A 24,989-nucleotide genomic window follows, 5' to 3' on the forward strand; every position below is an offset into this window, starting at 1 on the left:
GTTTCATTCCTCCCAAAATAATGCATTAAGGTCTGTTTTGAGTTGCTTGGCTAAAGAAATACACAAAGACAAAGAGGGGTTGTATTTATTATTTTCAATTAAATTAATCGTTTGTCTCGCTACGCCAACTCTTTTGGCTAACTCTATCTGCGTAATTTTCCTTTGTACCCTATACTCCTTGACTCTATTCAAAACAAACACCCTTTCAGTATATGTGCAATATATATGACATCCCACCGTGTGTCAAATATATGTGACACATGGTATTCTAAAACATCATACATTTCCCGTGATTACTTCTATAGGATACATTAAATTTGAGTAATTCTAATAAGAAGACTTGTTTGTGATGAAAAAAGTTATAAAGAGGATGTTCTCTCCATGTCAGACATACTTTGTTGTGCTTTTTAAGAGTTGGATATTAAAGCAAAAAGCAATAGCCCTATCGACTTCAAGAAGGAAAATATACCATAGGCTCCGTACAATGATCGTAATCATTTTTCTTATAATAATTAATGGCTTCTTCACTTGGCCATACGATTACAAATTCATAATTGTTTTCTTTAATCCATTTATTTATTAAGTTTAGCACTTTACCACCGACACCTTTATTTCTATATTCTGGAACTGTATATACGTTTGTCATATATGCAAATGGATATGTTATTCTACCGGGGCGTGGTACCTTTTGTATTAATTCTATATAGATATGCGATACAATGTTTTCATTTTCTTCCGCAACCCAAATAAACCATTGATGGCTATTAAGTGCATTCTCTAAAAAAGATTGGCATTCCTTTTCGAAACCATCATATAATTCGTCTCCTTTACTTTCATCAAATTCGACTGTAAAATCCCATCTCATTTTTATCAATTGCTTAATGTCTTTTGTTTCAGCAAGTCTAATATTCATATAATCCCCCTCTTACTTTAAATACAATTCCAGTAAATTTTTTAATGTTGTAACCACCTGCAATATTTATTCTTAATCTTTATTTAACTTATCTGCTATATCCCATAGCAAACCAACAATAACGCCTAAAAATATTGAGATTCCATAAAGGTGAGTCATATCAATATCGGTTATAATACTTAATCCAATATTAACCACCCATCCCCCTACTCCTCCTGCAATTACAGATATTAATGTTAGTCCTTCATTTCTCTTTTTTTCAGTTCTTGCCACTATGTAACACCCCTAGCATATTTACTTTACCTAGCAATAATCCCTTAATTTAATCATCCTGCTGCTAAGTACAAGAATCGATTTCCTTTGTTTCGCAACTACACCCAATAATTGAACAATAGGTCTTTATCTAATGTGAATGTAGGTTTTATCCTTATTCTGTTTCTTTCTTGTTCAAAACAAGAGCCATTGAAACAATTGAAACACTAATCGAAGTTAGTATTATTAAGGCTGGAGTTGGAGTTTCAATTTTTCCTGCCACGTTCAAAAATAATAATACTATTGTTGAAACTAGAGTAGAGCGAGTATTGAAGACAGCTTAAAAATAGATTTAGAGGTTATTGTCATACAGATCCCATCCTCTGTTGTAAGGTTAAGATTCATTTCGTGGAATCTCCTGTTTGTCACGCGCCCGTTTGCGGAAGAACTTACAAAAAATAAGCAGCACGCTGCTACTTATTTTTTGTAAGTCTTGAACTATTGACTTTTCAAGCTTTCAATTTCCACCTCGGATAGTCCTGTCAATTCTGCAACCTTCGTTATGCTCATGCCGTCTGCTAATAATTTGATGGCTACTTCTTTTTTCTCTTCTGCTTTCCCTTCCTCTTTCCCTTCCCTTCGAGCTTTACCCAACGCTGATCGTTCATCTAATAGCGCCTTTTGACGCATTTCGTAAAGTCGGCGCGTCTCTTTGTCCTGACTTAAAAATTCTAGGGTGGTCATGGCTTTTTTCAACTCAGGTGTTTCCATCGCTATTTCCTCCCATTCATCTTGTTGAATTCCCTTCAAAAATAACAGCCATTTTGTTAATCGATCCGATAAATCATAATGATCCTCTTCCAATTTACGAAGCTCCATGAAGTGAATTTCAATGTCATTCGTTAAAAGAATATGGGTCGTATCCTCACGCAAATGAAAAATATTGTGATATTGATTATTATCCACCCTAGGCAACGCAGAAGTCACCATATCCTATGTAAGCCTGTTCCGGTACTCAAAGCTACGCTGCCTCGAACTTTCGACGCACAGGACATGCTAGTAAATCGCAGACCCAGGACGCCAGCGTACTTAGCCGACGCGATCCTTTTTATCCTCCTTTTTGAACACGCACTTTTATATTTTCTATTTCTTGTTCTAATTTTTCCATTCGCTGTTCCAGATTTTGATTAGAATACTTTAAAGATCTATTACTAAGCCACGTTTTCCCAAATCTAATTCCGAATACAACTGCTGTAACAATAATCACTAGCAATATCACATTTAATACTAAAATTATAATTGGCATAAATTCCGCCATCTTACCGCCCCCCATTAATAGTGACTTTAAACAGCCTAAACAAAATGGCTTTATTGCTGGAAGACTACTTCTATTTAAAATCAATCAAATTTAAAACAAATATATCATTCTTGATTCAAAAACTATGTCAAGGATGGTGCTTTTCATTGGCTGTGTGTAACGCGCCCGCTTGTCAAGACACTTACTTCTCTCCTTAACCGTTACATTCCTTGAATTACAAATAATATACCATTTTTTAAGTATGCTACATCTTTAATGGAACAAGGTACAATTCCATATATATGGTCCGAATGTATCAGGTGTTTCGTTTTCACCCGGGAAAAAGACGGCTAAAATACCAATTAACTGCAATAAACTCTAAATTTCTCAACCATTACCATTTGGCTGTCTGTGCAAAATTTAGACCCTTAGCGAGCCACGGAAACCCCTTGCAGCATAGTAGGATTCTGCTCCATTGTGGTACACAAAGACAGTGTCATAGCGACGATCACAAAAGATAGCCCCGCCGAGTTTTCTAATATTAGCAGGTGTTTGCACCCAGCTCGACGTTTTCATATCGAAATTTTCAAGTTTCTGCAACTCCCGGTATTGTTCTTCCGTTAAAAGTTCAATGCCCATAGCAGTTGCCATATCAATAGCGCTATTTTCTGGTTTATGTTTTTTCCTTGACTCTAGCGCTTCACGGTCGTAACAAACACTTCTGCGACCCTTAGGACTTTCTGCTGAACAATCATAAAAAATGTATTCGTCCGACTTTTCATCATATCCAACAACATCCGGTTCACCGCCAGTTCTTTCCATCTCATTGAGCGACCACAGTTTTTCAGTATTTGCCTTCAGCTTTGCTTGTACTTTATCCCATTCAAGCCCTTTATGGCGGTTCATGTTTTTCTCAAAACGGGCTTTCAATGCGCTGAGTAGTTCTTCACGTTGTTCCGATAACAACTCCTTTTTATTGCTGATTTTATTTGTCTGTGTCATATTAGTTTCCTCCTTATTGTTTTTACTTATAATGTGGTTTAAGTATATATAAATATTATTTGTTTTTATCATAATCTCCCTATATCGGTAAAAACAAGCAAACGCACCCCTTAACCCAAAAAGCTATCCTTTTCAAATTAGTTGTGTGATTTTTTTTTGTGAACATAGAGTGATATCATGCAGCAATGATTAAAACTGGTATTGCATAAATTTGTCCAACAAGCAACTTCCAGCCTACCGTATTATAGCCCTCTGATGCAGTAATTAAGACTGAAATTATGGAAAGCTAGTAACGGCGAAATAATATATTTCATTTGATCCCCCCTTTTAATAATAGTAGCTAAAGAAATTGATATTCAACTCTTGCATTAGTGTTTTTCCTTGTTCATTTACCAAACAATACCTGTAATATTCCTGTTAAAGGTTAGATAATCTTGCCAGTTAGTTTTAGTATATTTCTTCACATCTTATATTCAGTTTAACATAATACACCCCAAATCATTTGAATATTTCATAATTTTATAAGCCCATGACATAAGTAAATTGCATCAAAATAAAATAAGTACCACGATAACAATAATATTAGGGGTCCAAATCGTAATGCGATTTGGACCCCTAATTCGTATTTTCTCCTCATTAATTTGAACCCGTTAGTCTAAAAGTCATCTCTTTTAATTTGTCCAAAGAAACTCCTACCTCACTATAACTTCGAATCAATTTCCAACCTTGATGATCTGCTCGTTTAACAGTATTAAAAAAGGAGATTCGCCGTTTCAGTTATTGACTTTCTGATCATCCATTTTTAACGAAACCCTCGCTTCCTCCAACTGTTTACGGACTTGGCTTTTCGCTGTACCACCTGCGCTTATCCGAGCATCAACCACATGCTTTGGCTGGAGTACGTCAAAAATATCTTCTTCAAACAATGTACTGAACCCTTGATATTCCTCTAATGTCAACGCAAGTAAATATTTTTTCTGCTGGATCGCAAACAGCACGATTTTTCCAATGATTTCATGAGCCTGTCGGAATGGTAATCCTTTCGTGACCAAATAATCCGCAATATCGGTCGCATTGGAATAGTCCTGTTCAACGGCATTGTACATGTTACCCTGCTTCACCTGCATTGTATCAATCATTGGTGCCAGTAAACGTAATGCTCCCTCCAACGTTTTGACCGTATCGAGCAATCCTTCTTTATCCTCCTGCATGTCTTTGTTATAGGCTAATGGGAGACCTTTTAAGACTGTCAGGAGCCCGAATAAATTGCCATGCACACGCCCGGTTTTCCCTCTAAGCAACTCTGGTACATCAGGATTTTTCTTTTGTGGCATGATGCTTGAACCGGTACAAAATGAATCATCTAATTCGATAAAATCAAATTCCTGACTTGACCATGTGACAAGCTCTTCTGAAAGTCTTGAAATGTGTGTCATTAAAATCGATGCAATTGACAGAAATTCCAACACAAAATCCCGATCACTAACAGCATCAAGACTATTTGGATAGACTTTTCCAAATCCCAGTAATGCCGCGGTACGCTCGCGATCGATCGGAAATGTCGTCCCCGCCAAGGCGCCTGAGCCAAGCGGTGACCAATCTACTCGTTGCAAACTGTCAACAAGACGCTGTTTATCCCGCTCAAGCATCCAAAAATAGGCAAGTAAATGATGGGAAAATAGAATTGGCTGTGCACGCTGGAGATGTGTATACCCTGGCATAATCACATCTATATTTGCTTCCGCTTGGTTAACGAAAGCCTGTTGAACAGCGGTGACAAGCTCAATCATTTCATGTGTTTTCTTGTTTACATACAAATGAATGTCCGTTGCAACTTGATCGTTTCGACTCCTTCCAGTATGAAGCTTGCCGCCAAGTGGGCCGATTTCATCCGTAAGCATTTTTTCGATGTTCATGTGGATGTCCTCATCTTCAACGGAAAACGTGACCAATCCAGCTTCGATCTTTTCCTCGACAATCTTTAACCCAGTGATAATCTCTGTTGCTTCTTCGTTTGTAATAATCGCACATTCAGCAAGCATCGTAACATGGGCAATGCTTCCTGCAATATCTTCTTGTGCAAATTGCTGATCAAATTCTATCGATGCGGTAAATTCCTCAACAAGCTGATTGGTAGATTTGGTAAACCGGCCACCCCAAAGCTTTGACATATGTAAACCTCCCCATTTCAATCCGGGACTACTGGGGATTCAGCCCCTAGTCCCGTCATTTGCTTAATTGTATACCTTCTCCTTTTGATGGATTTCGGCGTGTACTTTCGTTGGCAATCCCCACAATTTGATAAAGCCAATTGCAGCTGTATGGTCGAACATATCTCCTTTTTCATAGGTTGCCAGTTCCTCATTATATAAGCTATAGTCGGACTTCCGGGCGATAACTGTATGATTCCCTTTAAACAGCTTCACACGGACTTTGCCTGATACCGTTTTTTGTGTTTCCGCTACGAATGCATCAACGGCTGGACGCAATGGAGAGTACCATAGCCCTTCGTAAATCATTTTGGCAAACTGTTGATCAACTGTTTTCTTAAATTGGCTGACTTCCCTTGTATGTGTTAGAAACTCCATTTCCTGATGAGCGTTGATTAAGATTAATGCCGCTGGGTTTTCATAGACCTCCCGGGATTTAATGCCAACCAAACGATTTTCAATATGATCGATCCGTCCGATTCCATGCTTGCCGCCAGCCTCATTTAATGTTTCGATCATGTCAACAAGTTCCATTGGTTGGTCATTAAGCGCCACTGGAATGCCATTTTCAAATGAAATATCGACGAGTTCAGGCTGGTCTGGTGTTGCTTCAACCGGATTCGTCCAAGCAAATGCTGCTTCTGGTGCTTCATTCCACGGATTTTCTAACACACCCGCTTCACACGCTCTTCCCCAGATATTTGCATCAATCGAAAACGGATTGTCAAGATCAACGGGGATAGGAATTCCTTTTTTCTCTGCATAAGCAATTTCCTCGTCCCTCGTCATGCCCCATTCTCTAACCGGCGCCACCACTTTTAAATTAGGGTTCAGTGCTTGAATCGAAACTTCAAAACGCACCTGGTCGTTACCTTTGCCAGTGCACCCATGGGCTACAGCAACAGCACCTTCCTGTTCGGCTACATCGACAAGCAATTTGGAAATTAACGGTCTGCTTAACGCCGAAGATAATGGGTACTTTCCTTCGTATAAAGCATTGGCTTGCAATGCTGGCATTAAATAGTCTATCGCAAGCATTTCCTTTGCATCAATAACAATGGCTTTGATCGCTCCGACATTTAACGCCTTCTGCCTTACAGACTCCAAATCCTTTTCTTCCCCGAGATCAATGGCCAATGCAATGACGTCATAGTTATATTTTTCCTGTAACCATTTAATAGAAACCGATGTATCTAATCCACCTGAATAGGCTAATACGACTTTTCCCTCTCCCATGTATAACCCCTCCATATTTTAATTATTCACCTAATAACAGTTTTAAGAGTGCTTTTTGTGCATGCAGACGATTTTCTGCTTCGTCAAATACTACGGAATGTGGACCATCAATAATTCCGGCTGTTACTTCTTCCCCGCGATGGGCTGGTAGACAATGTAAAAAAGTAAAATCCGCTTTTGCTTCCTGACATAACTTTTCATTTACTTGATAAGGCGTGAAAATTTTCTTTCGTTGCTCATTTTCTTGTTCCTGCCCCATGCTTGCCCATACATCCGTAACAACAATATCAGCTCCACCCACCACTTCGAATGGATCCTCACTACATTCCACTGTCGTACCGTTTCTCTCGGCCTCTTGTTTCATCCGTTGAAAAATATCCTGATTTGGCCGATAATCAGCCGGGCACGCAATCTCAATGTCCATCCCAACCTTCACCGCGCCTTCAATCAGCGAATGGCACATATTGTTGTTTCCATCACCGAAATAGGCAAGTTTTAATCCTTTAAATTTTCCTTTATGCTCATAGATGGTTAATAAATCTGCTAACACCTGTGTTGGATGATGTAAATCAGTTAACCCATTGATAACTGGAACCTGAGCATGTTTTGCATAAGTTTCCATCATGTCATGGCTAAATGTCCGGATCATCAACCCATCAACATAACGTGATAACACTTTTGCCGTATCCATCGCAGATTCCCCGCGACCAAGCTGTAAGTCGTTGCCACTAAGAAAAATTGCTTCCCCACCAAGCTGAAGCATACCTACTTCAAATGACACCCTTGTTCGGGTAGATGCCTTTTCAAAAATCATTCCAAGAACTTTTCCTTGTAAATGGGGTTCCCGAATCCCTAATTTGGTTTGTTTTTTAAGCCGGACCGCTTCATCCAGCAATGCCATTATTTCCGTACTGCTAAGCTCGCCTAAAGCTAAAAAATCTTTTTTGCTTAACATGGGTCGTGCTTTCTGTTTTGAAAGTGTACTAGCCAATGGAATCAACCCTTTCTTTAAAATAACGCTCTTTTCCTATAGAATGTTGCTATTTAGTCCGCAACTCGAATATGTCCCTATATAAAGGATTCTATTTCTAATTGTGTATTATTATAACTAAATACGTATAAATATACAACACCTATTTCAAATAATTTTGATAAAATTGAATATCATAATTTTTAATGGATTCCTTTCAAGCGATAAAAAGCTCACACTTGCAATTACAATAGTGTGAGCTCTTTCTGTTTAAATGATTGCATAAAGACGATGGTACGATTGCAATGAAGTAATCGGGGGTAGCGTTTCACTCATGCAATTTATTGCTGCTTGTAATGTTTCCAAACAAGTAAACAAGGCAACTTGATGTGTGATTGCCAACGTTCTGATCTCGTTACCGCTTCGCTTTTCTTGAAAACCGCTCGGAATGACAACTGCCCCCGCTAAAGATTGCTTCTGAAATAAATCCGACAATGCCTCCGGGCTGCCATCAATAGCTTGATTAGCAACACCGTGAGCAGTTAAAAATGCACTCGTTCCCGATGTCGCAAGTAATGAAAAGTCCTGAATAAGTGTGCTAAGTACTGGTAGAAATGACGCCTTTTCTCTGTCCGCAATGGAACATAGTAGATAAGGCCTTTTCGTATCCTTATTTAATGAGTACGCCGGAAAATATGTTGCCTTAGCAAGTGCCTTTTGATATGAGTTTGCTAGGCCGATCACTTCGCCAGTGGATTTCATTTCCGGCCCTAACTTCGGATCGACACCGGCTAACTGTGCCGCAGAAAACACGGGTGCTTTCACTGCATAGTACCCGAGTGATTCTGGGAGACAATCCGCTTTTAGTTTTTCCCCCATTTGTGTACGGACAGCATGCTCGACCATTGGAACGCCGGTTATTTTACTGATCATCGGCACCGTTCGTGATGCCCGTGGATTTACTTCCAATACATAGATTTGCTCATCCGTCATGACAAACTGGATATTTACCAAGCCGACAATGTTTGCTTGTTTACAAATGGATTTCGTATAGTCGAGTAACATATTTTGCTGCGATTTAGACAGGTGAACAGGTGGCATCACGGCAATACTGTCACCTGAGTGAACCCCAGCTCTTTCCACATGTTCCACAATTCCCGGTACCGAAATATGTTCGCCATCGCTAATCGCATCCAATTCCACTTCAAGCCCAGGTGAATAGCTATCAATTAAGATCGGCCAGATTCGCTGATCCGAATAACGCAGTGTTTCTAAATACGCATCCATCGTCTTTTCTTGATAAAGAATATACATCGATTGCCCACCAATTACATAAGAAGGACGAACGAGAACCGGGTAACCAATTCGATTTGCAGCAGCTTTTATTTCATCTAAACTATAGGCCATTTCCCCTTTAATATGGGGAATGTTTAATTGTTTTAGCAACTGATAAAAATGCTTGCGATCCTCTAACTGATCAATTTTTTCAGGTGTTGTTCCATAAATAGAAACACCAGCTGCTTTTAATTCCTTCGCAAGGTGAATCGCTGTTTGCCCGCCGAATTGAATCAACACTCCCTCTACTTTTTCCCGATTGACCACCGCTAAAATATCCTCGGCGGTTAACGCTTCAAAATACAACCGGTCAGCAACAGTGCTATCGGTACTAACTGTTTCGGGATTGTTGTTGACGATGATTGTTGTATAGCCCATTTTTTTCAACGCATATACCGCCTGTACCGAACCATAATCGAATTCCATGCCTTGCCCGATACGAATCGGTCCAGACCCAATGATAAGCATCTTTTTATCACCACTACATCTTGCATCATGATTAAGACTATCATGCCATGTCGAATAATAATACGGAAAATGATTTTCGGAATCGACGACTTGATAAGTAGGCGATAAATGGCACGCTTTGATTTTTTCCCGAACCGCTAATTCGGTCGTTTGGAAAAATTCACTTAATGTCTTATCACTTATTTGCATCTGTTTTGCTTGACGTAATTGTTCAGCTGAAATCGTAGCTAACGACATTTGCGATAAAGCTACTTCCATCTCCACGATCTGCTTGATTTTTTCTAGAAATGGCCGACTAATGGACGTATGTTGATAGACTTCTTGAATGCTTTTTCCTTGTCGAAATACTTCTGCAATGGCAAACAAACGTAAATCGGTCGGCATTTGCATGTGCTCAAGCAGAACAGTATCGGTTTGACCGGAAATCATCGGATGTGTTAATTTTGTCAACCCATTATCCAACGAGCGAATGGCTTTATTTAGGGCAGCTTCAAATGTGAGATCAATTGCCATCGTTTCCCCGGTCGCCTTCATTTGTGTTCCTAGTTTTCTATCTGCTGTTGGAAATTTATCAAAGGAAAAACGCGGCATTTTTACGACGGTATAATCGATCATAAGTTCATGAACCGCCTCCGTTTTGGATGGAAAACAGTCATCCAACTTAAATCCGAGCGCACATTTTGTTGCTATTACTGCAATCGGACAGCCTGTTGCCTTTGATGCCAAAGCAGATGAGCGACTCACCCGTGGATTTACCTCGATAATATAATAGCGGTTTGAATCTTGCTCAAGTGCAAATTGAATATTACAGGCACCGACAACACCGAGCTTGCGAATAATTCTCACCGCTGCATCCCGAAGCAACGTGTATTGTTGTTCGGTCAATGTCTGCTGTGGTGCAACGACAATGGAATCACCGGTATGGACACCGACTGGATCCACGTTTTCCATACTGCAAACAATCACACAATCATCATCTCGATCACGAATGACTTCAAATTCGATTTCCTTCCAGCCTTTGATACTTTTCTCCAGCAAAACCTGATGAATCGGACTTACCTGCAGACCACTCGTCACAATCGTTTGCAATGATGGTGCATCTTCCGCAAAACCACCACCTGCTCCACCCAGTGTGTAAGCAGGCCGAACCATTACCGGATACCCCATTTCTTCCGCATGATGGATAGCCTGATCAACCGTCGTAATAATGTGTGAATCTGGAACCGGTTCCCTCATCTCCTGCATCAGTGCACGAAATTTTTCCCGATCCTCTCCTTGTTGAATCGAATCCACCGATGTCCCTAACAATTGAACATCATATTTTTCAAGTAACCCAGATTGATAGACTTCCAGTGTTAAATTCAATCCTGTCTGCCCGCCAAGTGTTCCAATCATGCCATCAGGACGTTCCTTTTGAAAAATATTCTCGATCGTTGTGACGGTCATCGGCTCCATGTAAATATGATCTGCAATCGATTCATCGGTCATAATGGTAGCTGGATTGTTGTTAAGCAAAATAACTTCTATTCCTTCTTCTTTTAAAGCTAGGCATGCCTCCGTACCAGCATAATCAAATTCGGCGCCCTGCCCGATGACAATCGGTCCAGAACCAATAACAAGTACTTTTTTTATCGTATTGATAAGCCAAAACCTCCTATTCAATTTATGAAAAATATGTTTCCAAAACGGTGCGAAACTTCTCTGAGAACAACAAAATATCATCATCTGTCACGGTAAGCGGTGGCAAAAGTCGTACCACATCTGGTCCTGCCGTTAAGATTAATAAATTTTCCTCAATCGCTGTCTGTACAATCTCACCCGCTAAACCATCCATTTCAATCCCAATCAGCAGCCCTTTTCCACGGATTCCTTTCAGTTGTGGAAATTCATCCATAAGCTGCTTTAACTGGGTAATCAGCAACAGGCTTTTCTCTGCACTACTTTTTATAACGGGAGAATGAACAAGTTCTGTTACCGTTGCTAGCCCCGCTGTTGCTGCTAGTGGATTCCCGCCAAACGTACTGCCGTGACTGCCTGGTTGGAATGCGTTAGCAACTCCCTCTTTCGCAAGCATCGCTCCAATTGGAAATCCGGACCCCAGCCCTTTTGCGAGTGTGACAATATCTGGTTCAAAGCCATATTGTTCATAGGCAAATAAGGTTCCAGTCCTTCCCATCCCTGTTTGCACTTCATCAACGACAAGCAAAATCTGTTGATCCGAGCAAATTTGCACGAGCTCATCTATCCAATCCTGATCTGCCGGAATAACACCGCCTTCTCCTTGAACAAGTTCAAACATAACAGCCGCTGGAGGATCATACTTAAGGCTTTCCAGACTAGCATTATCGTTATAAGTCAAATACGTGAACCCTGGCAGTAAAGGGGCAAAACCTGTTTGCACTTTTTCCTGTCCTGTTGCACTTAATGTTGCCAGCGTTCTGCCGTGGAAGGACTTGTTGAACGTGACAATGGTGTTTCGTTTCGTGTGATAGGCGCGAACTAGTTTCAATGCCGCTTCATTCGCTTCTGCTCCACTGTTACAGAAAAACGCCTGATCAAAACAACTATTATCCGTTAATAAAGTCGCCAATTGTTCTTGTGCTTCAATTTGATATAAATTCGAACAATGCCAAAGTTTTTCTAATTGATGACCAACAGCGTATTTCACTGTTTCCGGAACATGGCCAAGGTTACATGTTGCAATCCCTGAGGTGAAATCTAAAAACGATTCCCCTGACGAATCCCAAACATAACTTCCTTTTCCTTGTTTAATGGCAACAGGAAAACGATTATAGGTGTTCATTAACGAAGAAGTTACGGTATCTGTTTCTGCCAACTCAATCCCTCCTCATTTATGTTTCAATTTTATCTAGGCTGAATGACGTCCCTATTTCCTCCCCTTGTAAGAGACGTGGGAGGCTGTTTGCTTCTATTCCGCTTAGAATGACGACTTCGTTTACCCCTTGTTGCAAACTATCCAGTGCTGCTTCAACTTTTGGAATCATTCCACCATGAATGTGGCCAGAGGCTATCATTGCTTCTGCTTCAGAGGTGGTCAGTCTTGTTCGTAAATTGCCTTGCATTAAAACTCCCGGAACATTTGTCATCATATACAATGGTGCTTGCAGTGCTTTTGCAACCGCAGCCGCCGCTAGATCTGCATTGACATTCCAGCGTTGGCCTTGCTTATCAATCGCAACTGGTGAGATGACAGGGATTTTGCCTTGGCTACTGATTGACTCCAGTTCCGTCGTGTCAACAGCAATAACCTCCCCAACAAAGCCAAGGTCCTGCTGTTGCGTGAATCTTTGAGCTTCTAGCAGCATGCCATCAACCCCACTTAATCCAACCGCTGATCCGCCATTCGCAATGATATTACGAACGATCTTCTTATTGACCGATCCGGATAAAACCATCTCCACCACATCTAAAACTTCCTCTGTTGTCACACGCATCCCCTCAACGAACTTGGTTTCTATATCCAGCTCCGTGAGTAATGAGGAAACCATTGGCCCGCCACCGTGTACGATAATCGGCTCAAATGGATAATCATGCGCAATCGAAGCAATGTTTTTATAAAAAGATGCTGGAAGTTGCTCCAATATACTGCCGCCACATTTAATAACGAGATAGGACATAGGCTTTCCCCTCCTCACGTGCGGTAGGAAGCATTAATTTTCACATATTCATAGGAAAGATCACAGCCCCATGCAGTTGCCCCCTGATTCCCGCTATTCAAATCTATTAAAATTGTTATTTGTTCCTTTTGTTGCAAATAAGCTTGAGTTGTATCTTCATCAAAAATGACAGGCATTCCACGATGAACAACTAGTGTGTTGCCAATGGAGACATCTACCTTATTCGTATCGATTTCGATTCCACTATACCCAATAGCACAAATGATCCTGCCCCAGTTAGCGTCCGCACCGAATACTGCTGTTTTTACAAGACTTGAACCGACGACCGTTTTACTGATTGCTTGTGCATCATCATACGTTTTTGCCCCTTTGACTCGTACTTCAATCAGCTTCGTTGCTCCTTCACCATCTCTAGCAATTTGTTTTGCAAGATTCTGACATATAACTGTTAACGCATCAACAAATAACTGAAAACTTTCCGGATCTTGTTGTGTTATCGATGAATTGTTTGCCAGCCCATTTGCCATTACCATCACGGTATCATTTGTACTTGTGTCTCCATCAACGGTAATACAATTAAACGTCTTATCCACTGCTGACTTTAGTACCAAATCCAGGGCAGCCGGTTCAATCACTGCATCGGTTGTTAAAAAGGCGAGCATTGTTGCCATATTAGGATTAATCATTCCCGAACCTTTTGCCGCACCACCGATTGTCACTTGCTGTCCGTTTATTTCTAACTGTACACATGCATGTTTTGTGAACGTATCAGTCGTTAAAATCGCTTTTTCAAAATTCTCCTGAACGGAATCGGATAAATCAATTTGTGCAATCCCTTCCGTTAGCTTTTCCATTGGCAACTGCTGGCCGATAACACCGGTTGAGTTGATGGCAACAAGATGATCCGCAATCGCTAGTTTTTCCGCAAATAGATGTCGCATGTGATAGGCATTGCCCACGCCTTCTTCACCTGTACAAGCATTCGCAACACCAGAATTAACAATTAATCCTTGAATTTTTCCCTCTACTTGAATGCTTTTCTTTGTTACGACAAGTGGCGCTGCCTGGAACTGATTTGTCGTATATACAGCCGATGTATTAGCAGGTACCTCTGAATACAGCCAGCCTAAATCATTTCGTTTCCGCTTGATCCCACAATGTAAACCGCCTGCATGAAACCCTTTGGCAGTTGTAACATCACCATCAATCTCGATAAGTTTTGATTTTGTATATGTCTCCATTATGACCTCCTTCTATGGGTAAACCGGAATAGTATCCAGTCCTGTTTTTTCATCCCAATTGTTTATTAGATTTAGATTTTGGATTGCCTGACCGGCTGCACCTTTCACAAGATTGTCAATGACCGAAATGATCGTTAACATATTCGTCCGTTGGTCAATTGAAACGCCAATATCACAAAAATTTGTTCCGTATACTTCCTTTGTTGCTGGCCAGTATTTTTCCGGTCTAATCCGAACAAAATGCTCATCTTGATAAGTTTCGTTGTATAATTGCACAACATCTGCATCTGTTAGGTGCTTATTTTTCAACGGTGCATAAATTGTGCATAAAATCCCCCTTGTCATAGGAACCAAATGGGCATTAAATGTAACCTTTGTCTCCGCCCCCTGAATTGTGGTCAATACTTGTTCTATTTCCGGTGTATGCTGGTGGCTACCTAGCTTATATGCCTTTGTGTTCTCATTAATTTCCGAAAATAATGTCCCTTGTGTCGGCTTTCTACCAGCGCCAGATATCCCCGTTTTTCCGTCAATGACAATCGGATAAGTTGTGTCAATTATGGATGCCTTAAGTGCTGGAACGATACCGAGCAGTGCTGCTGTCGGATAACAACCTGGATTAGCAATAAATGTTTTGTCCTTCAACTCTTTGCGATAAATCTCGGGCAGCCCGTACACAGCCATATCCAAAAACTCCTGCTCGGCGGGTGCATTTTTATACCATTCGTTATACAATTGCTGATCTTTTAACCGGAAATCTCCTGAAAGATCAATACACGGAATGCCTGCTTCGACAAATGGAGGAGCAATATCTTTCGTCACTCCTGAGGGCGTTGCAAAAAATACCGCATCCACCCGATTGATAATTTCCTCTACGTGCAGTTTTTCCAATGGCAACTCTAAAATATGTTGCAACTGAGGATACTGATCCGTTATTTTCTGACCTTGCGTAGAGTTGGAAACCAGTAATTCAACCGTAACCATTGGGTGATGGTGCAAGAGCCGGATCAGTTCTGCACCCCCATAACCATTCGCACCTACAATTCCTACCTTCACAACTGTCAGCCCCTTAAAAATTAATTGTGTATCATTATAATAAATATTGAATAAATATACAATAGTTATTTTAAAATATTTTAATTATTCTCTGAAACGAGAGAAACATTAACCCTTTTCATATGATACAATAAAAGACGCATTTATTTGAACATTTTATGTCTAATTGAATATGAGTTATAATAAGAGTAAGTTTATTGGAGGTGTGTGATATGTCTCTTCCGGATAAAATTATTAAAGAAATAGACATGTTAAATGAGAAGGAAAGACAAAAGTTACTCGATAAAATTAAAGATAAATATATGTCTAGAGATGTTATTTTACTGAGTGAAAATTATGCCTGGTGGGATAATGAGGAGGATGACATCTATAATGAGCAGTAAGGTGAAACAGGGTGATGTTTGGTTGGCAGATGTCCTTTTTAAGGGAACTCGTCAGACTAAAAAACGCCCTGTTATTATTGAAGGAATATAAAAAAAGCTTAGAGATAAAACTTTTTCTCTAAGCTTTGCTAACTGAGATTCATAATGTGAATATCTTATTTTTTCATTTTTAGTGTCTAAACCCACGGATACATTTTATTTTGCACCTCACAAGTAAACCCGTTAAATCTGCGAATGTATGCTTATGACCGCCTATAGTCATCCAAGAAATCCTTTTGAAAACTTGTGTGTGGCTGGTCAGCTTGATCTTGGTTTTCCAGCTGTGTAAACGGATTTTTCCCGAATTTCGTTGTCAATTCTTCAATTGCCGTATACAATTTTTCCTTTCCTGCCTCTTTTTCATAGGTAAACAAATCAAGTTGGTGTGCAATGTTTTGTTTTTCTTCCACATCCTGAACTGTAATTCCCAGTAGGCGTATCGGTTCTAAATTCCAATGTTTTTGAAATAATTCATTCGCAACAAAGAGAATATCCGCTTTTTTCTCAATATAAGATTGAAGCTTTTTACTTCGTGTAACTGTCTTGCGATCATGGTAACGAATCATGATCTGAACACTGCGCCCTGCAGCTTGCTTTCGTTTCATTCGGCGCTCTACATTGTCCGCAAGTTGCCCCATTAATTTTTGAATTTCGGTCTCATTTGTTGTATCCTCAGGCAATGTTTGCGAACTGCCAATGCTTTTGAATTCATTTACTGCTTCCGGATCCACTTGTCTTGGATCAATCCCATTTGCCCGGTTTTTCAAACGTTCGCCGTTTATGCCTAATACTTGTTTCAGCTGGTAAGCATCCCAACCGGCAAGATCTCCAATCGTCTTCACGTCAATCGCATTTAATTTCCGTGCCGTCTTTTCCCCAACTCCATACATTTCTTCAACAGGTAATGGCCACAATTTATGAGATAGGTCACGCTTTCTAAGAATTGTTATCCCCATTGGCTTTTTCATATCAGAAGCCATTTTTGCTAAAAACTTATTTGGGGCGATCCCAATACTACATGGCAGATCCAGCTCGTCTTTAATCCTGTTTTGCAGGTTTTCCGCTATTTTGATTGGGTTCCCGAGATGTTCGCATTCTGTAATATCCATGTATCCTTCATCGATTGAGACTGGCTGAACAAATGGCGTTATATCAGCGAGCATTTTAAACATTTCTCTAGAGGCTGCACGATATCGATCAAAATTGGGTCGAAGAACAATTAATTGCGGGCATAGCTTTCTTGCCTGCCACAATGTCATTGTTGTTTTTACCCCTTTAGCCCTAGCTTCATAACTACTCGTCACAATAATTCCCTTGCGCTCTTCCGGATTGCCAGCAATTGCTAGTGGTTTTCCTTTTAGCTTTGGATTATAGGCCATTTCAACGGATGCATAAAAACAATTCATATCAATATGGAAGATAACACGGCCTTTTTTCGGATACCATTGCGACATTCTATCACCCTTTACGAACGGTTGTTTCTTTTTATTTATTATAGCATAAAAAAAGGAGACTGGATATTATCCAATCTCCTCCACTTATGTTGCCAATTATTTTGCTGCCTCCTGAACAATCGCTGTAACCAATTCAGTAACTTTCACCAGTTCGTCAACTGGAATTCGTTCATTTGTCGTATGGATTTCCTCATAGCCAACAGCAAGGTTAACTGTTGGAATACCATAACCTGCAATAACGTTGGCATCACTTCCACCGCCACTTTTTAGCAGCTTGCTTTCCCGATCAATTTTTTTCGCTGCATTACGGGCAACCTCAACTACTTGATCCCCTGCTGCTTGTTTGAAACCAGGGTACATAACTTGCACGTCAACCTCTGCAGTTCCGCCAAATTCTTCAGCAGTCGTTTCAAATGCCTCTTTCATCTTCGCAACTTGTGCTTCCATTTTTTCCGGTACAAGTGAACGAGCTTCTGCTAAAATTTCAACATAATCACAAACGATATTGGTTTGTTGTCCACCTTCAAATCGACCGATATTTGCGGTTGTTTCATCATCAATTCGGCCTAATGGCATTTTCGCAATTGCTTTTGCTGCCAAGGTAATAGCCGAAACACCATTTTCTGGAGCAACACCCGCATGTGCCGTTTTTCCTTTCATCACGGTAAAAATTTTCGCCTGCGTTGGTGCAGCAACGATGATGTCGCCAACGGTACCATTGCTGTCAATTGCATAGCCGTATTTCGCATGGAGCAACGAACTGTCCAATGCTTTGGCACCAACCAATCCTGATTCTTCGCCAGCTGTAATGACAAATTGAATATCGCCATGCTCCACATTGTTCTCTTGCAATGTACGGATTGCCTCGAATATTGCTGCAAGTCCGGCTTTATCATCTGAACCAAGTATTGTTGAACCATCTGACACAATATAGCCATCTTTAATGGATGGTTTAATCCCATTCCCTGGGACAACTGTATCCATATGGGATGTAAAATAAATCGAGTCAACGCCATCCTTTGTTCCTTTTAAATTACAAATTAAATTGTTTGAACCGTGGCCAGTCTTTTCTTTACTGTTATCCTCAATCACTTCAAGTCCCAAGTCAGTAAATTTCTGTTTCAATACGTCGGAAATTTTTTCTTCATGCCCTGTTTCTGAATCAATCTGTACTAATTCCATAAATTCATTAATTAAGCGATCTTGATTTACTTGGACCATTTTTATAAAAGCTCCTTCTTGTGAAATTACAATGGAATATTCCCGTGTTTTTTCTTCGGTCTATCCTCTTGTTTATTGTATAGCATCTCTAAAGCCTGCATAAGTTTAATCCGAGTTTCCCGGGGATCAATCACGTCATCAATCATGCCAAGTCCAGCAGCAACATACGGATTGGCAAATTTTTCACGATATGTATCAATTTTTTCCTGACGTGTTTTTTCTGGATTTTCACTTTCCGCAATTTCCTTGGCAAAAATGATATTTGCTGCACCATCAGGCCCCATGACAGCAACTTCTGCATTTGGCCATGCATACACCAAATCAGCGCCAATAGATTTACTATTCAACGCAACATAAGCACCACCAAACGCTTTGCGAGTAATGACAGTGATTTTCGGTACAGTTGCCTCCGAATAAGCATATAAAATTTTGGCTCCATGACGAATGATACCACCATGCTCTTGTTTAACGCCAGGGAAAAACCCTGTCACATCTTCAAACGTGATGAGCGGAATATTGAAGGCATCACAGAAGCGAATGAACCGCGCTGCTTTATCACTTGAATCAATATCAAGCCCACCTGCCATATATTTTGGCTGGTTGCAAACAAGGCCAACTGCTTGTCCCTTAATCCGGGCAAAGCCAACAACAATATTTTTCGCAAAGTCTTGGTGAATTTCATAAAAGCTATCCGCATCTACAACTTGTTCGATTACTTTCTTAACATCATACGGCCTTGCAGCGTCAAATGGAACAACCTCTGTTAAGTCAGGACATTCAGCTGCACGTTCATCCGGTGACTGTAGTGGAGGTTTTTCTTGACTATTTGCTGGTAAATACATAAGCAACTCGCGAACCTTGTCTAGTGCCTCTTCTTCACTCGCTGTTTTAATGTGAGCATTCCCGCTTTTTGCGTTATGAATGTGTGCCCCACCTAAATCTTCAGATGAAATTTTTTCTCCAGTTACGGTTTCAATTACTTTCGGTCCGGTGATAAACATTTGGGAAGTCTCTTCAACCATGATTACAAAATCAGTAATTGCCGGAGAATAAACGGCACCACCTGCACTTGGACCCATAATCACAGAAATTTGCGGAATCACACCAGAATAAATTGAGTTGCGGTAAAACACTTGGCCATAACCATCTAGTGAAGATACACCTTCTTGGATCCGGGCACCACCAGAATCATTCAAGCCTATAAAAGGCACACCATTTTTGGCTGCAAGATCCATGACCGCGGCAATTTTTTTCCCGTGCATTTCACCGAGCGCGCCACCATAAACGGTAAAATCTTGTGCAAATAAATAGACTGGCTTGCCATTGATTTTCCCATATCCGGTTACAACGCCTTCTCCTTTAGCAATTGACTTATCCATCCCAAAGTCTGACGTACGGTGTTCAATAAATGGATTTAGTTCAACGAATGAGCCGTCATCCAACAGATAATCAATCCGTTCTCGTGCAGTCATTTTTCCTTTCGCATGTTGTTTATCAATTCGTTCATCGCCACCGCCAAGCTCTACTTGTCTGCGTTTGTCATATAGTTCGTTAATTTTATCAAAAATATCCATTATGCATCACTTCCCTCGTTCTCTTGGCACAACTCAAATAATACCCCATTTGCAGCTTTCGGATGGATAAAGGCAATTTGGCTATTATGTGCACCAGGTTTTGCTTCTTCGTTAATTAATTTAATACCACCATTTTTGTACTGCTCAAGTCGTTCATCAATATTATCAACTGCAAGCGCAATATGATGGACTCCTTCTCCTTTTTTGTCAAGAAACTTCTTGATAGGCGATGTTTCACTAAGTGGTTCCAGTAACTCAAAGCGTGTTTCCCCAATCGTTAAAAATGCTACTTTTACACCTTCTGATTCAACTTCCTCTACCGCCTCAAGCTCCAGACCTAATGTGTCCGTATAAAAGGAAATCGTATCATCAATTGACTGAACGGCAATCCCAATATGCGAGATTTTCTTTGGCTTTTCCATATAGGTTGCTCCCGGCTGAATCAACTGTTTAATATAATTCGCCAGTGCGTCTGTTGATGATCCGCTCGTAAAGATCTTTTTAATCCCTTTTTCAATCAAAAACGGAATATCTTCGCTTGGGATCACACCACCACCAACAACCGGAATATCGCTCGCATTTCGCTCTGCCAATGCTTCGATAATTTTTGGAAATAAAGTCCGATGTGCACCAGACAAAGATGACAACCCAATAACATCCACATCTTCCTGTACAGCTGCTTGTGCTATTTGGACTGGTGACTGCCGTAAACCAGTATAGATTACTTCCATCCCATGGTCACGTAATGCTTGTGCAATGACAAGCGCACCACGGTCATGCCCATCTAATCCAGGTTTTGCAATTAAAACACGTATTTTTCCCATCTGTCTCTCCCCTTTATCGTTAAACGTCACGAAGACCATTGAGCGCTCCGGAAAAAGAAGCCGATGATTTCTATCAGCATTCTCCTCCCATCAGAACGCTTTTTATTTACACTCCTACATACTCGCCAAATTCATCACGTAACACATTACAAATTTCACCGATTGTTGCATATACTCTTACAGCATCCAATATATATGGTATCAAATTTGCTTTCTCTATTTTAGCATGCTTTTTCAGTTCCGCTAAAGCCTGATCCACTTTCTCCTGATCCCGGTTTTCCCTAATCGACTGGATCGATTGAATCTGTGCTTGTTCCAATGCCTCGTCCACTTTTAATAAATCAGGATTTACTTCCTCATCCAATTTAAATTTATTTAAGCCGACAATAACTTCTTCTTCTTTCTCAATTCGTTTTTGTGTTTCATAGGCATTATGATGGATTTCCCGTTGCATAAACCCTTCTTCAACTGCTTTTACTGCCCCACCTATTTCATCAATCCGTTCAATATACTTGTTCACTTCAGCTTCGATTTGATCGGTTAATTCCTCCACATAATACGAGCCACCAAATGGATCAATGGTATCAGCTACACCACTTTCATTTGCGATAATTTGCTGTGTGCGTAAGGCAATTCGAGCAGATTCTTCAGTTGGTAATGACAAAGCTTCATCACGGGAATTCGTGTGCAAACTTTGTGTCCCACCCATCACGGCTGCTAGCGCTTGCAATGTTACGCGAACAATATTATTATCCGGTTGTTGTGCTGTTAATGTTGATCCACCAGTTTGGGTATGAAAGCGTAACTTCCAACTTTTTGGATTTTTTGCCTTGTAATGTTCTTTCATAATCTTTGCCCAAATTCTGCGAGCTGCACGGAATTTTGCGACTTCTTCAAAAAAATGATTGTGTGCATTAAAGAAAAAAGCTAATCTTGGCGCAAATGCATCAATGTCAAGTCCCGATTCCAACGCTGCATCGACATATGCCATGCCATTCGCAATGGTGAATGCCACTTCTTGTACCGCTGTAGAGCCTGCCTCGCGAATGTGATACCCAGAAATGCTGATCGTATTAAATTTTGGTACATACTGCTGGCAAAATTCAAAAATATTCGTGATCAATCGCATCGATGGTTTCGGTGGGAAAATATAAGTTCCACGAGCAATGTATTCTTTTAAAATATCATTTTGAATCGTACCGGTTAATTTTTCCAAGGGGACACCTTGCTTTTCCCCAACGGCAATATACATACATAACAGCACAGATGCTGGTGCATTAATTGTCATTGAGGTACTAACTTTATCGAGTGGAATTTGATCCAATAGTTGCTCCATATCATGTAAGGAATCAATGGCGACTCCAACCTTGCCAACTTCCCCTTCTGCCATTGAATCATCCGAATCATAGCCAATTTGTGTTGGCAAATCAAAGGCAACGGAAAGCCCTGTTTGACCTTGTTCCAGTAAATAGCGAAAACGCTTGTTTGTCTCCTGAGCAGAGCCGAAGCCTGCATATTGTCGCATCGTCCAAAATCGGCTGCGATACATCGTTGGCTGGATTCCACGTGTATAGGGAAAGGAACCAGGATATCCCAGTTTCTCTTCGTAAGCTTTATCCTTTTTATCCCTATACAACCGATCTACTTCAATGTCAGATGAGGTTGTGAACGTATCTTTTCGTTCCGGAAAACGTTCAACGGTTTTCTCAACGTGCTCCATCCATTCTTTTTCCTGATCAGATTGGAATTCACTTTTCGTCATTGGGTAGTTCCTCCTCTAGGCGTTGTTTCTATTTTCCTTATTTTTTTTATACTTGTCCAATAGTCATTTTAACGATAAAATACAGGTAGCATGTGGGAGTGAAGGAGGAGTAAAAGTTGGCTACAAAACAAGCAAATAAACAAGCGCCAAAGAAACGTTCAAAACGTGACAGACGATTTAGATTAGTTGTTTATCTTATGATACTTGCTATGGTTTTGACATCGCTTACAACAGGTTTGGCAATGTTCCTATAATAAAAAAGGTTAGAAGACTGGTTAATCAGCGGATTGCTGAGATCCAGTCTTTTTATTTTTCCGTACGACATCACTCGTTTTGAATTTCTTTTTCAAACGTAAATAATCCTCAATTTCATGCAGCAGTCGGAATAAATTAGCCCTCGTTTCAAATTCCTCTCTTGTTACTGGAAGCGGTTCCTCGTTAAAGGATTTGCGTATATCATCCAATTCATCTAGAAACAAGACTGCTGTATTACCAGGATGAACCGCATTTGCCAGTTCTTCAAAAAAACTCGCAATTGGCTCCGATGCTGAATCTGTATTTGGTAACCTGCTCACAAGCGGCAGCATTCGTTGTAATAATTCAAATTGTTTCGAACGCATCGTAAAATAATCATAATATGGATGCTTGTTGCGAAATAAATGGTTTTCCCTATCACGTGCCACCAAATCATTTGCCTCTTGCAGCGTTTTTTCTGCCTCCGTTAATTCCTTGCCATCCCATACTTGATTTTTATCCCGTATGTATAATGCAATTTCCAGCAAAATTGCTTGGAAATTCTGCTCAAGCTTGACTTGTTTCTTGTATAATTCATTATCTAAGCTTGGCATATATAAATTTAGTAATAACCCAGTCCCTACACCAACTAGAATTAGTAAAAACTCTTCGATAATAAATGTAGTCGAAATATGTCCCGCACCATACAGTTGTAAAATAATAACAGAGCTCGTTGCGATGCCAGGTGATATTTTCAAAAATACGGTTGCTGGGATAAAAAATGCTAACATAATCCCTACTGAAATCGGATTGTATCCTAGTGTTTCAAAGAAAACATAGGAAAATATAATGGCTAATGTACAAGCCAAAAAACGATGCCAAGCGCTTAGGACAGATCGTTTCCTGGAAGGTTGGATACATAATATCGTTAAAATTCCAGCAGAAACATAATTCGTTACACCGACCAATTGAGCCAACGTAATTGCAATGGGAGTTCCTATTGCTGTCTTAATCGTTCGATAGCCAATTTTCACAATAAAATCTCCCCTATTAAAAGCTGATATAAGAAAATTGAAATTGTCTGGAATCGAATTTTGATTAAAATGGGGCTGACCCGGTTTACTTGAGACAGCCCCATCAAAACTAGGATAGCCTAGTATAAATTATACTTCCTCACAATGTTCATCAAAGATATTTTGAAGCTTGCCCATTACGGAAACTGCTGTAAAACCTTCTATGTCATGGCGTTCAAGCATTGTCACGATTTTTCCATCCTTTAGAAAAGCGAAAGATGGTGATGATGGTGCATACCCTTCAAAATATTCTCTGGCTTTTTCTGTTGCCTCGGCATCTTGACCTGCAAAAACGGTAACCAAATTATCTGGTCGTTTATCATAATTGATCGCATTTGCAGCTGCCGGACGTGCTACGCCGCCTGCACAACCGCAAGTCGAATTGATCATTACCAATGTTGTACCTTCACGGTTAAGTGCGTCGTCTACTTGCTCTGGCGTTTTTAGTTCTTCATAGCCAGCTTCCATTATATCTTTGCGAGCAGCGTCGACAACGTCATTCATAAATAGATTGAAATCCATCTGAACATCCATCCCCTTAAATAATTAAGTATTGTAAAACATATTCTTAGCTTATCAATTTTATCAACAGATTTCAATTCAAATAGATTGTAGGTGCCAATCATTTAGTAAGGATGTTTCATAAATGATTGTTGTTTTTACACAATAGATAAAATGCGACGTTATTTGAGACGATGATTGGCGCTCTTACACCGCTCCGGAAATACACTTCGCTTTCCGGGGGCGGCTGTTGAGCCTCCTCGTGCTAACGCACTGCGGGGTCTCACCGATGCCTCTCTTCCCCCA

The 24,989-nt window shown here is 40.3% G+C and carries 23 protein-coding genes and 1 pseudogene; 2 read left to right on the top strand and 22 right to left on the bottom strand.

Going from position 1 to position 24,989, the window contains the following annotated elements; all coding sequences use genetic code 11:
- Positions 1 to 3 precede the first annotated feature (3 nt).
- The 15 genes and pseudogenes from ACW2QC_RS17605 to argC form a co-directional block, all read right to left on the bottom strand.
- Positions 4 to 192, bottom strand: a complete 189-nt coding sequence (locus tag ACW2QC_RS17605; protein WP_457545248.1) for a helix-turn-helix transcriptional regulator — start codon at positions 190 to 192, stop codon at positions 4 to 6.
- Positions 193 to 451: 259 nt separating this feature from the next.
- A complete protein-coding gene (locus tag ACW2QC_RS17610) occupies positions 452 to 913 on the bottom strand; it encodes a GNAT family N-acetyltransferase (RefSeq protein ID WP_457545249.1) in 462 nt (153 codons plus the stop codon).
- Between the two features lie 72 nt (positions 914 to 985).
- On the bottom strand, positions 986 to 1,186 hold the full coding sequence (locus ACW2QC_RS17615; protein WP_457545250.1) for a hypothetical protein: 201 nt from the start codon (positions 1,184 to 1,186) through the stop codon (positions 986 to 988).
- Between the two features lie 477 nt (positions 1,187 to 1,663).
- Positions 1,664 to 2,131, bottom strand: coding sequence for an Rpn family recombination-promoting nuclease/putative transposase (locus ACW2QC_RS17620; protein ID WP_457545269.1), 468 nt, complete (start codon positions 2,129 to 2,131; stop codon positions 1,664 to 1,666).
- A gap of 142 nt (positions 2,132 to 2,273) precedes the next feature.
- Positions 2,274 to 2,483, bottom strand: coding sequence for a hypothetical protein (locus ACW2QC_RS17625; protein WP_457545251.1), 210 nt, complete (start codon positions 2,481 to 2,483; stop codon positions 2,274 to 2,276).
- A 399-nt stretch (positions 2,484 to 2,882) separates the two neighbouring features.
- Positions 2,883 to 3,464 carry a DUF4256 domain-containing protein gene (locus ACW2QC_RS17630; protein WP_457545252.1) on the bottom strand — a complete coding sequence of 194 codons (582 nt, stop codon included), beginning with the start codon at positions 3,462 to 3,464 and terminating at the stop codon, positions 2,883 to 2,885.
- A 137-nt stretch (positions 3,465 to 3,601) separates the two neighbouring features.
- Positions 3,602 to 3,744 (bottom strand): annotated as a pseudogene (locus ACW2QC_RS17635) (DUF4017 family protein).
- A 493-nt stretch (positions 3,745 to 4,237) separates the two neighbouring features.
- Positions 4,238 to 5,635, bottom strand: a complete 1,398-nt coding sequence (gene argH, locus ACW2QC_RS17640) for an argininosuccinate lyase (RefSeq protein WP_457545253.1) — start codon at positions 5,633 to 5,635, stop codon at positions 4,238 to 4,240.
- A gap of 63 nt (positions 5,636 to 5,698) precedes the next feature.
- On the bottom strand, positions 5,699 to 6,910 hold the full coding sequence (locus ACW2QC_RS17645) for an argininosuccinate synthase (protein ID WP_457545254.1): 1,212 nt from the start codon (positions 6,908 to 6,910) through the stop codon (positions 5,699 to 5,701).
- 22 nt (positions 6,911 to 6,932) lie between these two features.
- On the bottom strand, positions 6,933 to 7,865 hold the full coding sequence (argF, locus tag ACW2QC_RS17650) for an ornithine carbamoyltransferase (RefSeq protein ID WP_457545270.1): 933 nt from the start codon (positions 7,863 to 7,865) through the stop codon (positions 6,933 to 6,935).
- Between the two features lie 285 nt (positions 7,866 to 8,150).
- Positions 8,151 to 11,345 carry a carbamoyl-phosphate synthase (glutamine-hydrolyzing) large subunit gene (gene carB, locus ACW2QC_RS17655; protein WP_457545255.1) on the bottom strand — a complete coding sequence of 1,065 codons (3,195 nt, stop codon included), beginning with the start codon at positions 11,343 to 11,345 and terminating at the stop codon, positions 8,151 to 8,153.
- Position 11,346: 1 nt separating this feature from the next.
- Positions 11,347 to 12,486, bottom strand: a complete 1,140-nt coding sequence (locus ACW2QC_RS17660; RefSeq protein WP_457545271.1) for an acetylornithine transaminase — start codon at positions 12,484 to 12,486, stop codon at positions 11,347 to 11,349.
- Positions 12,487 to 12,535: 49 nt separating this feature from the next.
- Positions 12,536 to 13,321 (bottom strand): acetylglutamate kinase, encoded by a 786-nt coding sequence (argB, locus tag ACW2QC_RS17665; protein WP_457545256.1) that lies wholly within the window; start codon positions 13,319 to 13,321, stop codon positions 12,536 to 12,538.
- A gap of 14 nt (positions 13,322 to 13,335) precedes the next feature.
- The gene (gene argJ / locus ACW2QC_RS17670; protein WP_457545257.1) at positions 13,336 to 14,562 is read right to left on the bottom strand and encodes a bifunctional ornithine acetyltransferase/N-acetylglutamate synthase; all 1,227 of its coding nucleotides are present in this window, start codon (positions 14,560 to 14,562) and stop codon (positions 13,336 to 13,338) included.
- 12 nt (positions 14,563 to 14,574) lie between these two features.
- Positions 14,575 to 15,618: an N-acetyl-gamma-glutamyl-phosphate reductase gene (gene argC, locus ACW2QC_RS17675; protein ID WP_457545258.1), complete on the bottom strand. Its 1,044-nt coding sequence runs from the start codon at positions 15,616 to 15,618 to the stop codon at positions 14,575 to 14,577.
- Between the two features lie 212 nt (positions 15,619 to 15,830).
- On the opposite strand from argC, the gene ACW2QC_RS17680 reads away from it, so the two are divergent.
- Positions 15,831 to 16,001, top strand: coding sequence for a hypothetical protein (locus ACW2QC_RS17680; RefSeq protein WP_457545259.1), 171 nt, complete (start codon positions 15,831 to 15,833; stop codon positions 15,999 to 16,001).
- A 242-nt stretch (positions 16,002 to 16,243) separates the two neighbouring features.
- On the opposite strand, the gene ACW2QC_RS17685 is transcribed toward ACW2QC_RS17680, so the two are convergent.
- The 5 genes from ACW2QC_RS17685 to ACW2QC_RS17705 form a co-directional block, all read right to left on the bottom strand.
- Complete coding sequence (locus ACW2QC_RS17685) at positions 16,244 to 17,494, bottom strand: DNA polymerase IV (protein WP_457545260.1); 1,251 nt, start codon at positions 17,492 to 17,494, stop codon at positions 16,244 to 16,246.
- A gap of 96 nt (positions 17,495 to 17,590) precedes the next feature.
- Positions 17,591 to 18,715 carry a M20/M25/M40 family metallo-hydrolase gene (locus ACW2QC_RS17690; protein ID WP_457545261.1) on the bottom strand — a complete coding sequence of 375 codons (1,125 nt, stop codon included), beginning with the start codon at positions 18,713 to 18,715 and terminating at the stop codon, positions 17,591 to 17,593.
- A gap of 26 nt (positions 18,716 to 18,741) precedes the next feature.
- Positions 18,742 to 20,289 carry an acyl-CoA carboxylase subunit beta gene (locus ACW2QC_RS17695; protein ID WP_457545262.1) on the bottom strand — a complete coding sequence of 516 codons (1,548 nt, stop codon included), beginning with the start codon at positions 20,287 to 20,289 and terminating at the stop codon, positions 18,742 to 18,744.
- The gene (gene mce, locus ACW2QC_RS17700; RefSeq protein WP_457545263.1) at positions 20,289 to 21,113 is read right to left on the bottom strand and encodes a methylmalonyl-CoA epimerase; all 825 of its coding nucleotides are present in this window, start codon (positions 21,111 to 21,113) and stop codon (positions 20,289 to 20,291) included. Before mce ends, ACW2QC_RS17695 begins: the two co-directional genes overlap by 1 nt.
- A gap of 106 nt (positions 21,114 to 21,219) precedes the next feature.
- Entirely contained in the window at positions 21,220 to 22,875 is a 1,656-nt protein-coding gene (locus tag ACW2QC_RS17705; RefSeq protein WP_457545264.1) for an acyl-CoA mutase large subunit family protein, read from the bottom strand.
- A gap of 116 nt (positions 22,876 to 22,991) precedes the next feature.
- Between ACW2QC_RS17705 and prli42 the strand changes: the two genes are divergently transcribed.
- Positions 22,992 to 23,129 (top strand): stressosome-associated protein Prli42, encoded by a 138-nt coding sequence (gene prli42 / locus ACW2QC_RS17710; RefSeq protein ID WP_457545265.1) that lies wholly within the window; start codon positions 22,992 to 22,994, stop codon positions 23,127 to 23,129.
- A 21-nt stretch (positions 23,130 to 23,150) separates the two neighbouring features.
- On the opposite strand, the gene ACW2QC_RS17715 is transcribed toward prli42, so the two are convergent.
- Together ACW2QC_RS17715 and ACW2QC_RS17720 are read right to left on the bottom strand one after the other, a co-directional pair.
- A complete protein-coding gene (locus ACW2QC_RS17715; protein ID WP_457545266.1) occupies positions 23,151 to 24,143 on the bottom strand; it encodes an aromatic acid exporter family protein in 993 nt (330 codons plus the stop codon).
- 129 nt (positions 24,144 to 24,272) lie between these two features.
- Positions 24,273 to 24,704, bottom strand: a complete 432-nt coding sequence (locus ACW2QC_RS17720; RefSeq protein ID WP_106497203.1) for a BrxA/BrxB family bacilliredoxin — start codon at positions 24,702 to 24,704, stop codon at positions 24,273 to 24,275.
- Positions 24,705 to 24,989 lie beyond the last annotated feature (285 nt).

It is taken from the genome of Virgibacillus sp. FSP13 (assembly GCF_054048505.1).

Excerpts from the sequence above, each read along its gene's own strand:
- ACW2QC_RS17610 (WP_457545249.1), bottom strand. The coding sequence starts at position 913 with ATGAATATTAGACTTGCTGAAACAAAAGACATTAAGCAATTGATAAAA.
- ACW2QC_RS17625 (WP_457545251.1), bottom strand. The coding sequence starts at position 2,483 with ATGGCGGAATTTATGCCAATTATAATTTTAGTATTAAATGTGATATTG.
- ACW2QC_RS17630 (WP_457545252.1), bottom strand. The coding sequence starts at position 3,464 with ATGACACAGACAAATAAAATCAGCAATAAAAAGGAGTTGTTATCGGAA.
- argH (WP_457545253.1), bottom strand. The coding sequence starts at position 5,635 with ATGTCAAAGCTTTGGGGTGGCCGGTTTACCAAATCTACCAATCAGCTT.
- ACW2QC_RS17645 (WP_457545254.1), bottom strand. The coding sequence starts at position 6,910 with ATGGGAGAGGGAAAAGTCGTATTAGCCTATTCAGGTGGATTAGATACA.
- argF (WP_457545270.1), bottom strand. The coding sequence starts at position 7,865 with ATGTTAAGCAAAAAAGATTTTTTAGCTTTAGGCGAGCTTAGCAGTACG.
- ACW2QC_RS17660 (WP_457545271.1), bottom strand. The coding sequence starts at position 12,486 with ATGAACACCTATAATCGTTTTCCTGTTGCCATTAAACAAGGAAAAGGA.
- argB (WP_457545256.1), bottom strand. The coding sequence starts at position 13,321 with ATGTCCTATCTCGTTATTAAATGTGGCGGCAGTATATTGGAGCAACTT.
- argJ (WP_457545257.1), bottom strand. The coding sequence starts at position 14,562 with ATGGAGACATATACAAAATCAAAACTTATCGAGATTGATGGTGATGTT.
- ACW2QC_RS17680 (WP_457545259.1), top strand. The coding sequence starts at position 15,831 with ATGTCTCTTCCGGATAAAATTATTAAAGAAATAGACATGTTAAATGAG.
- ACW2QC_RS17685 (WP_457545260.1), bottom strand. The coding sequence starts at position 17,494 with ATGTCGCAATGGTATCCGAAAAAAGGCCGTGTTATCTTCCATATTGAT.
- ACW2QC_RS17690 (WP_457545261.1), bottom strand. The coding sequence starts at position 18,715 with ATGGTCCAAGTAAATCAAGATCGCTTAATTAATGAATTTATGGAATTA.
- ACW2QC_RS17695 (WP_457545262.1), bottom strand. The coding sequence starts at position 20,289 with ATGGATATTTTTGATAAAATTAACGAACTATATGACAAACGCAGACAA.
- mce (WP_457545263.1), bottom strand. The coding sequence starts at position 21,113 with ATGGGAAAAATACGTGTTTTAATTGCAAAACCTGGATTAGATGGGCAT.
- ACW2QC_RS17705 (WP_457545264.1), bottom strand. The coding sequence starts at position 22,875 with ATGACGAAAAGTGAATTCCAATCTGATCAGGAAAAAGAATGGATGGAG.
- ACW2QC_RS17720 (WP_106497203.1), bottom strand. The coding sequence starts at position 24,704 with ATGGATTTCAATCTATTTATGAATGACGTTGTCGACGCTGCTCGCAAA.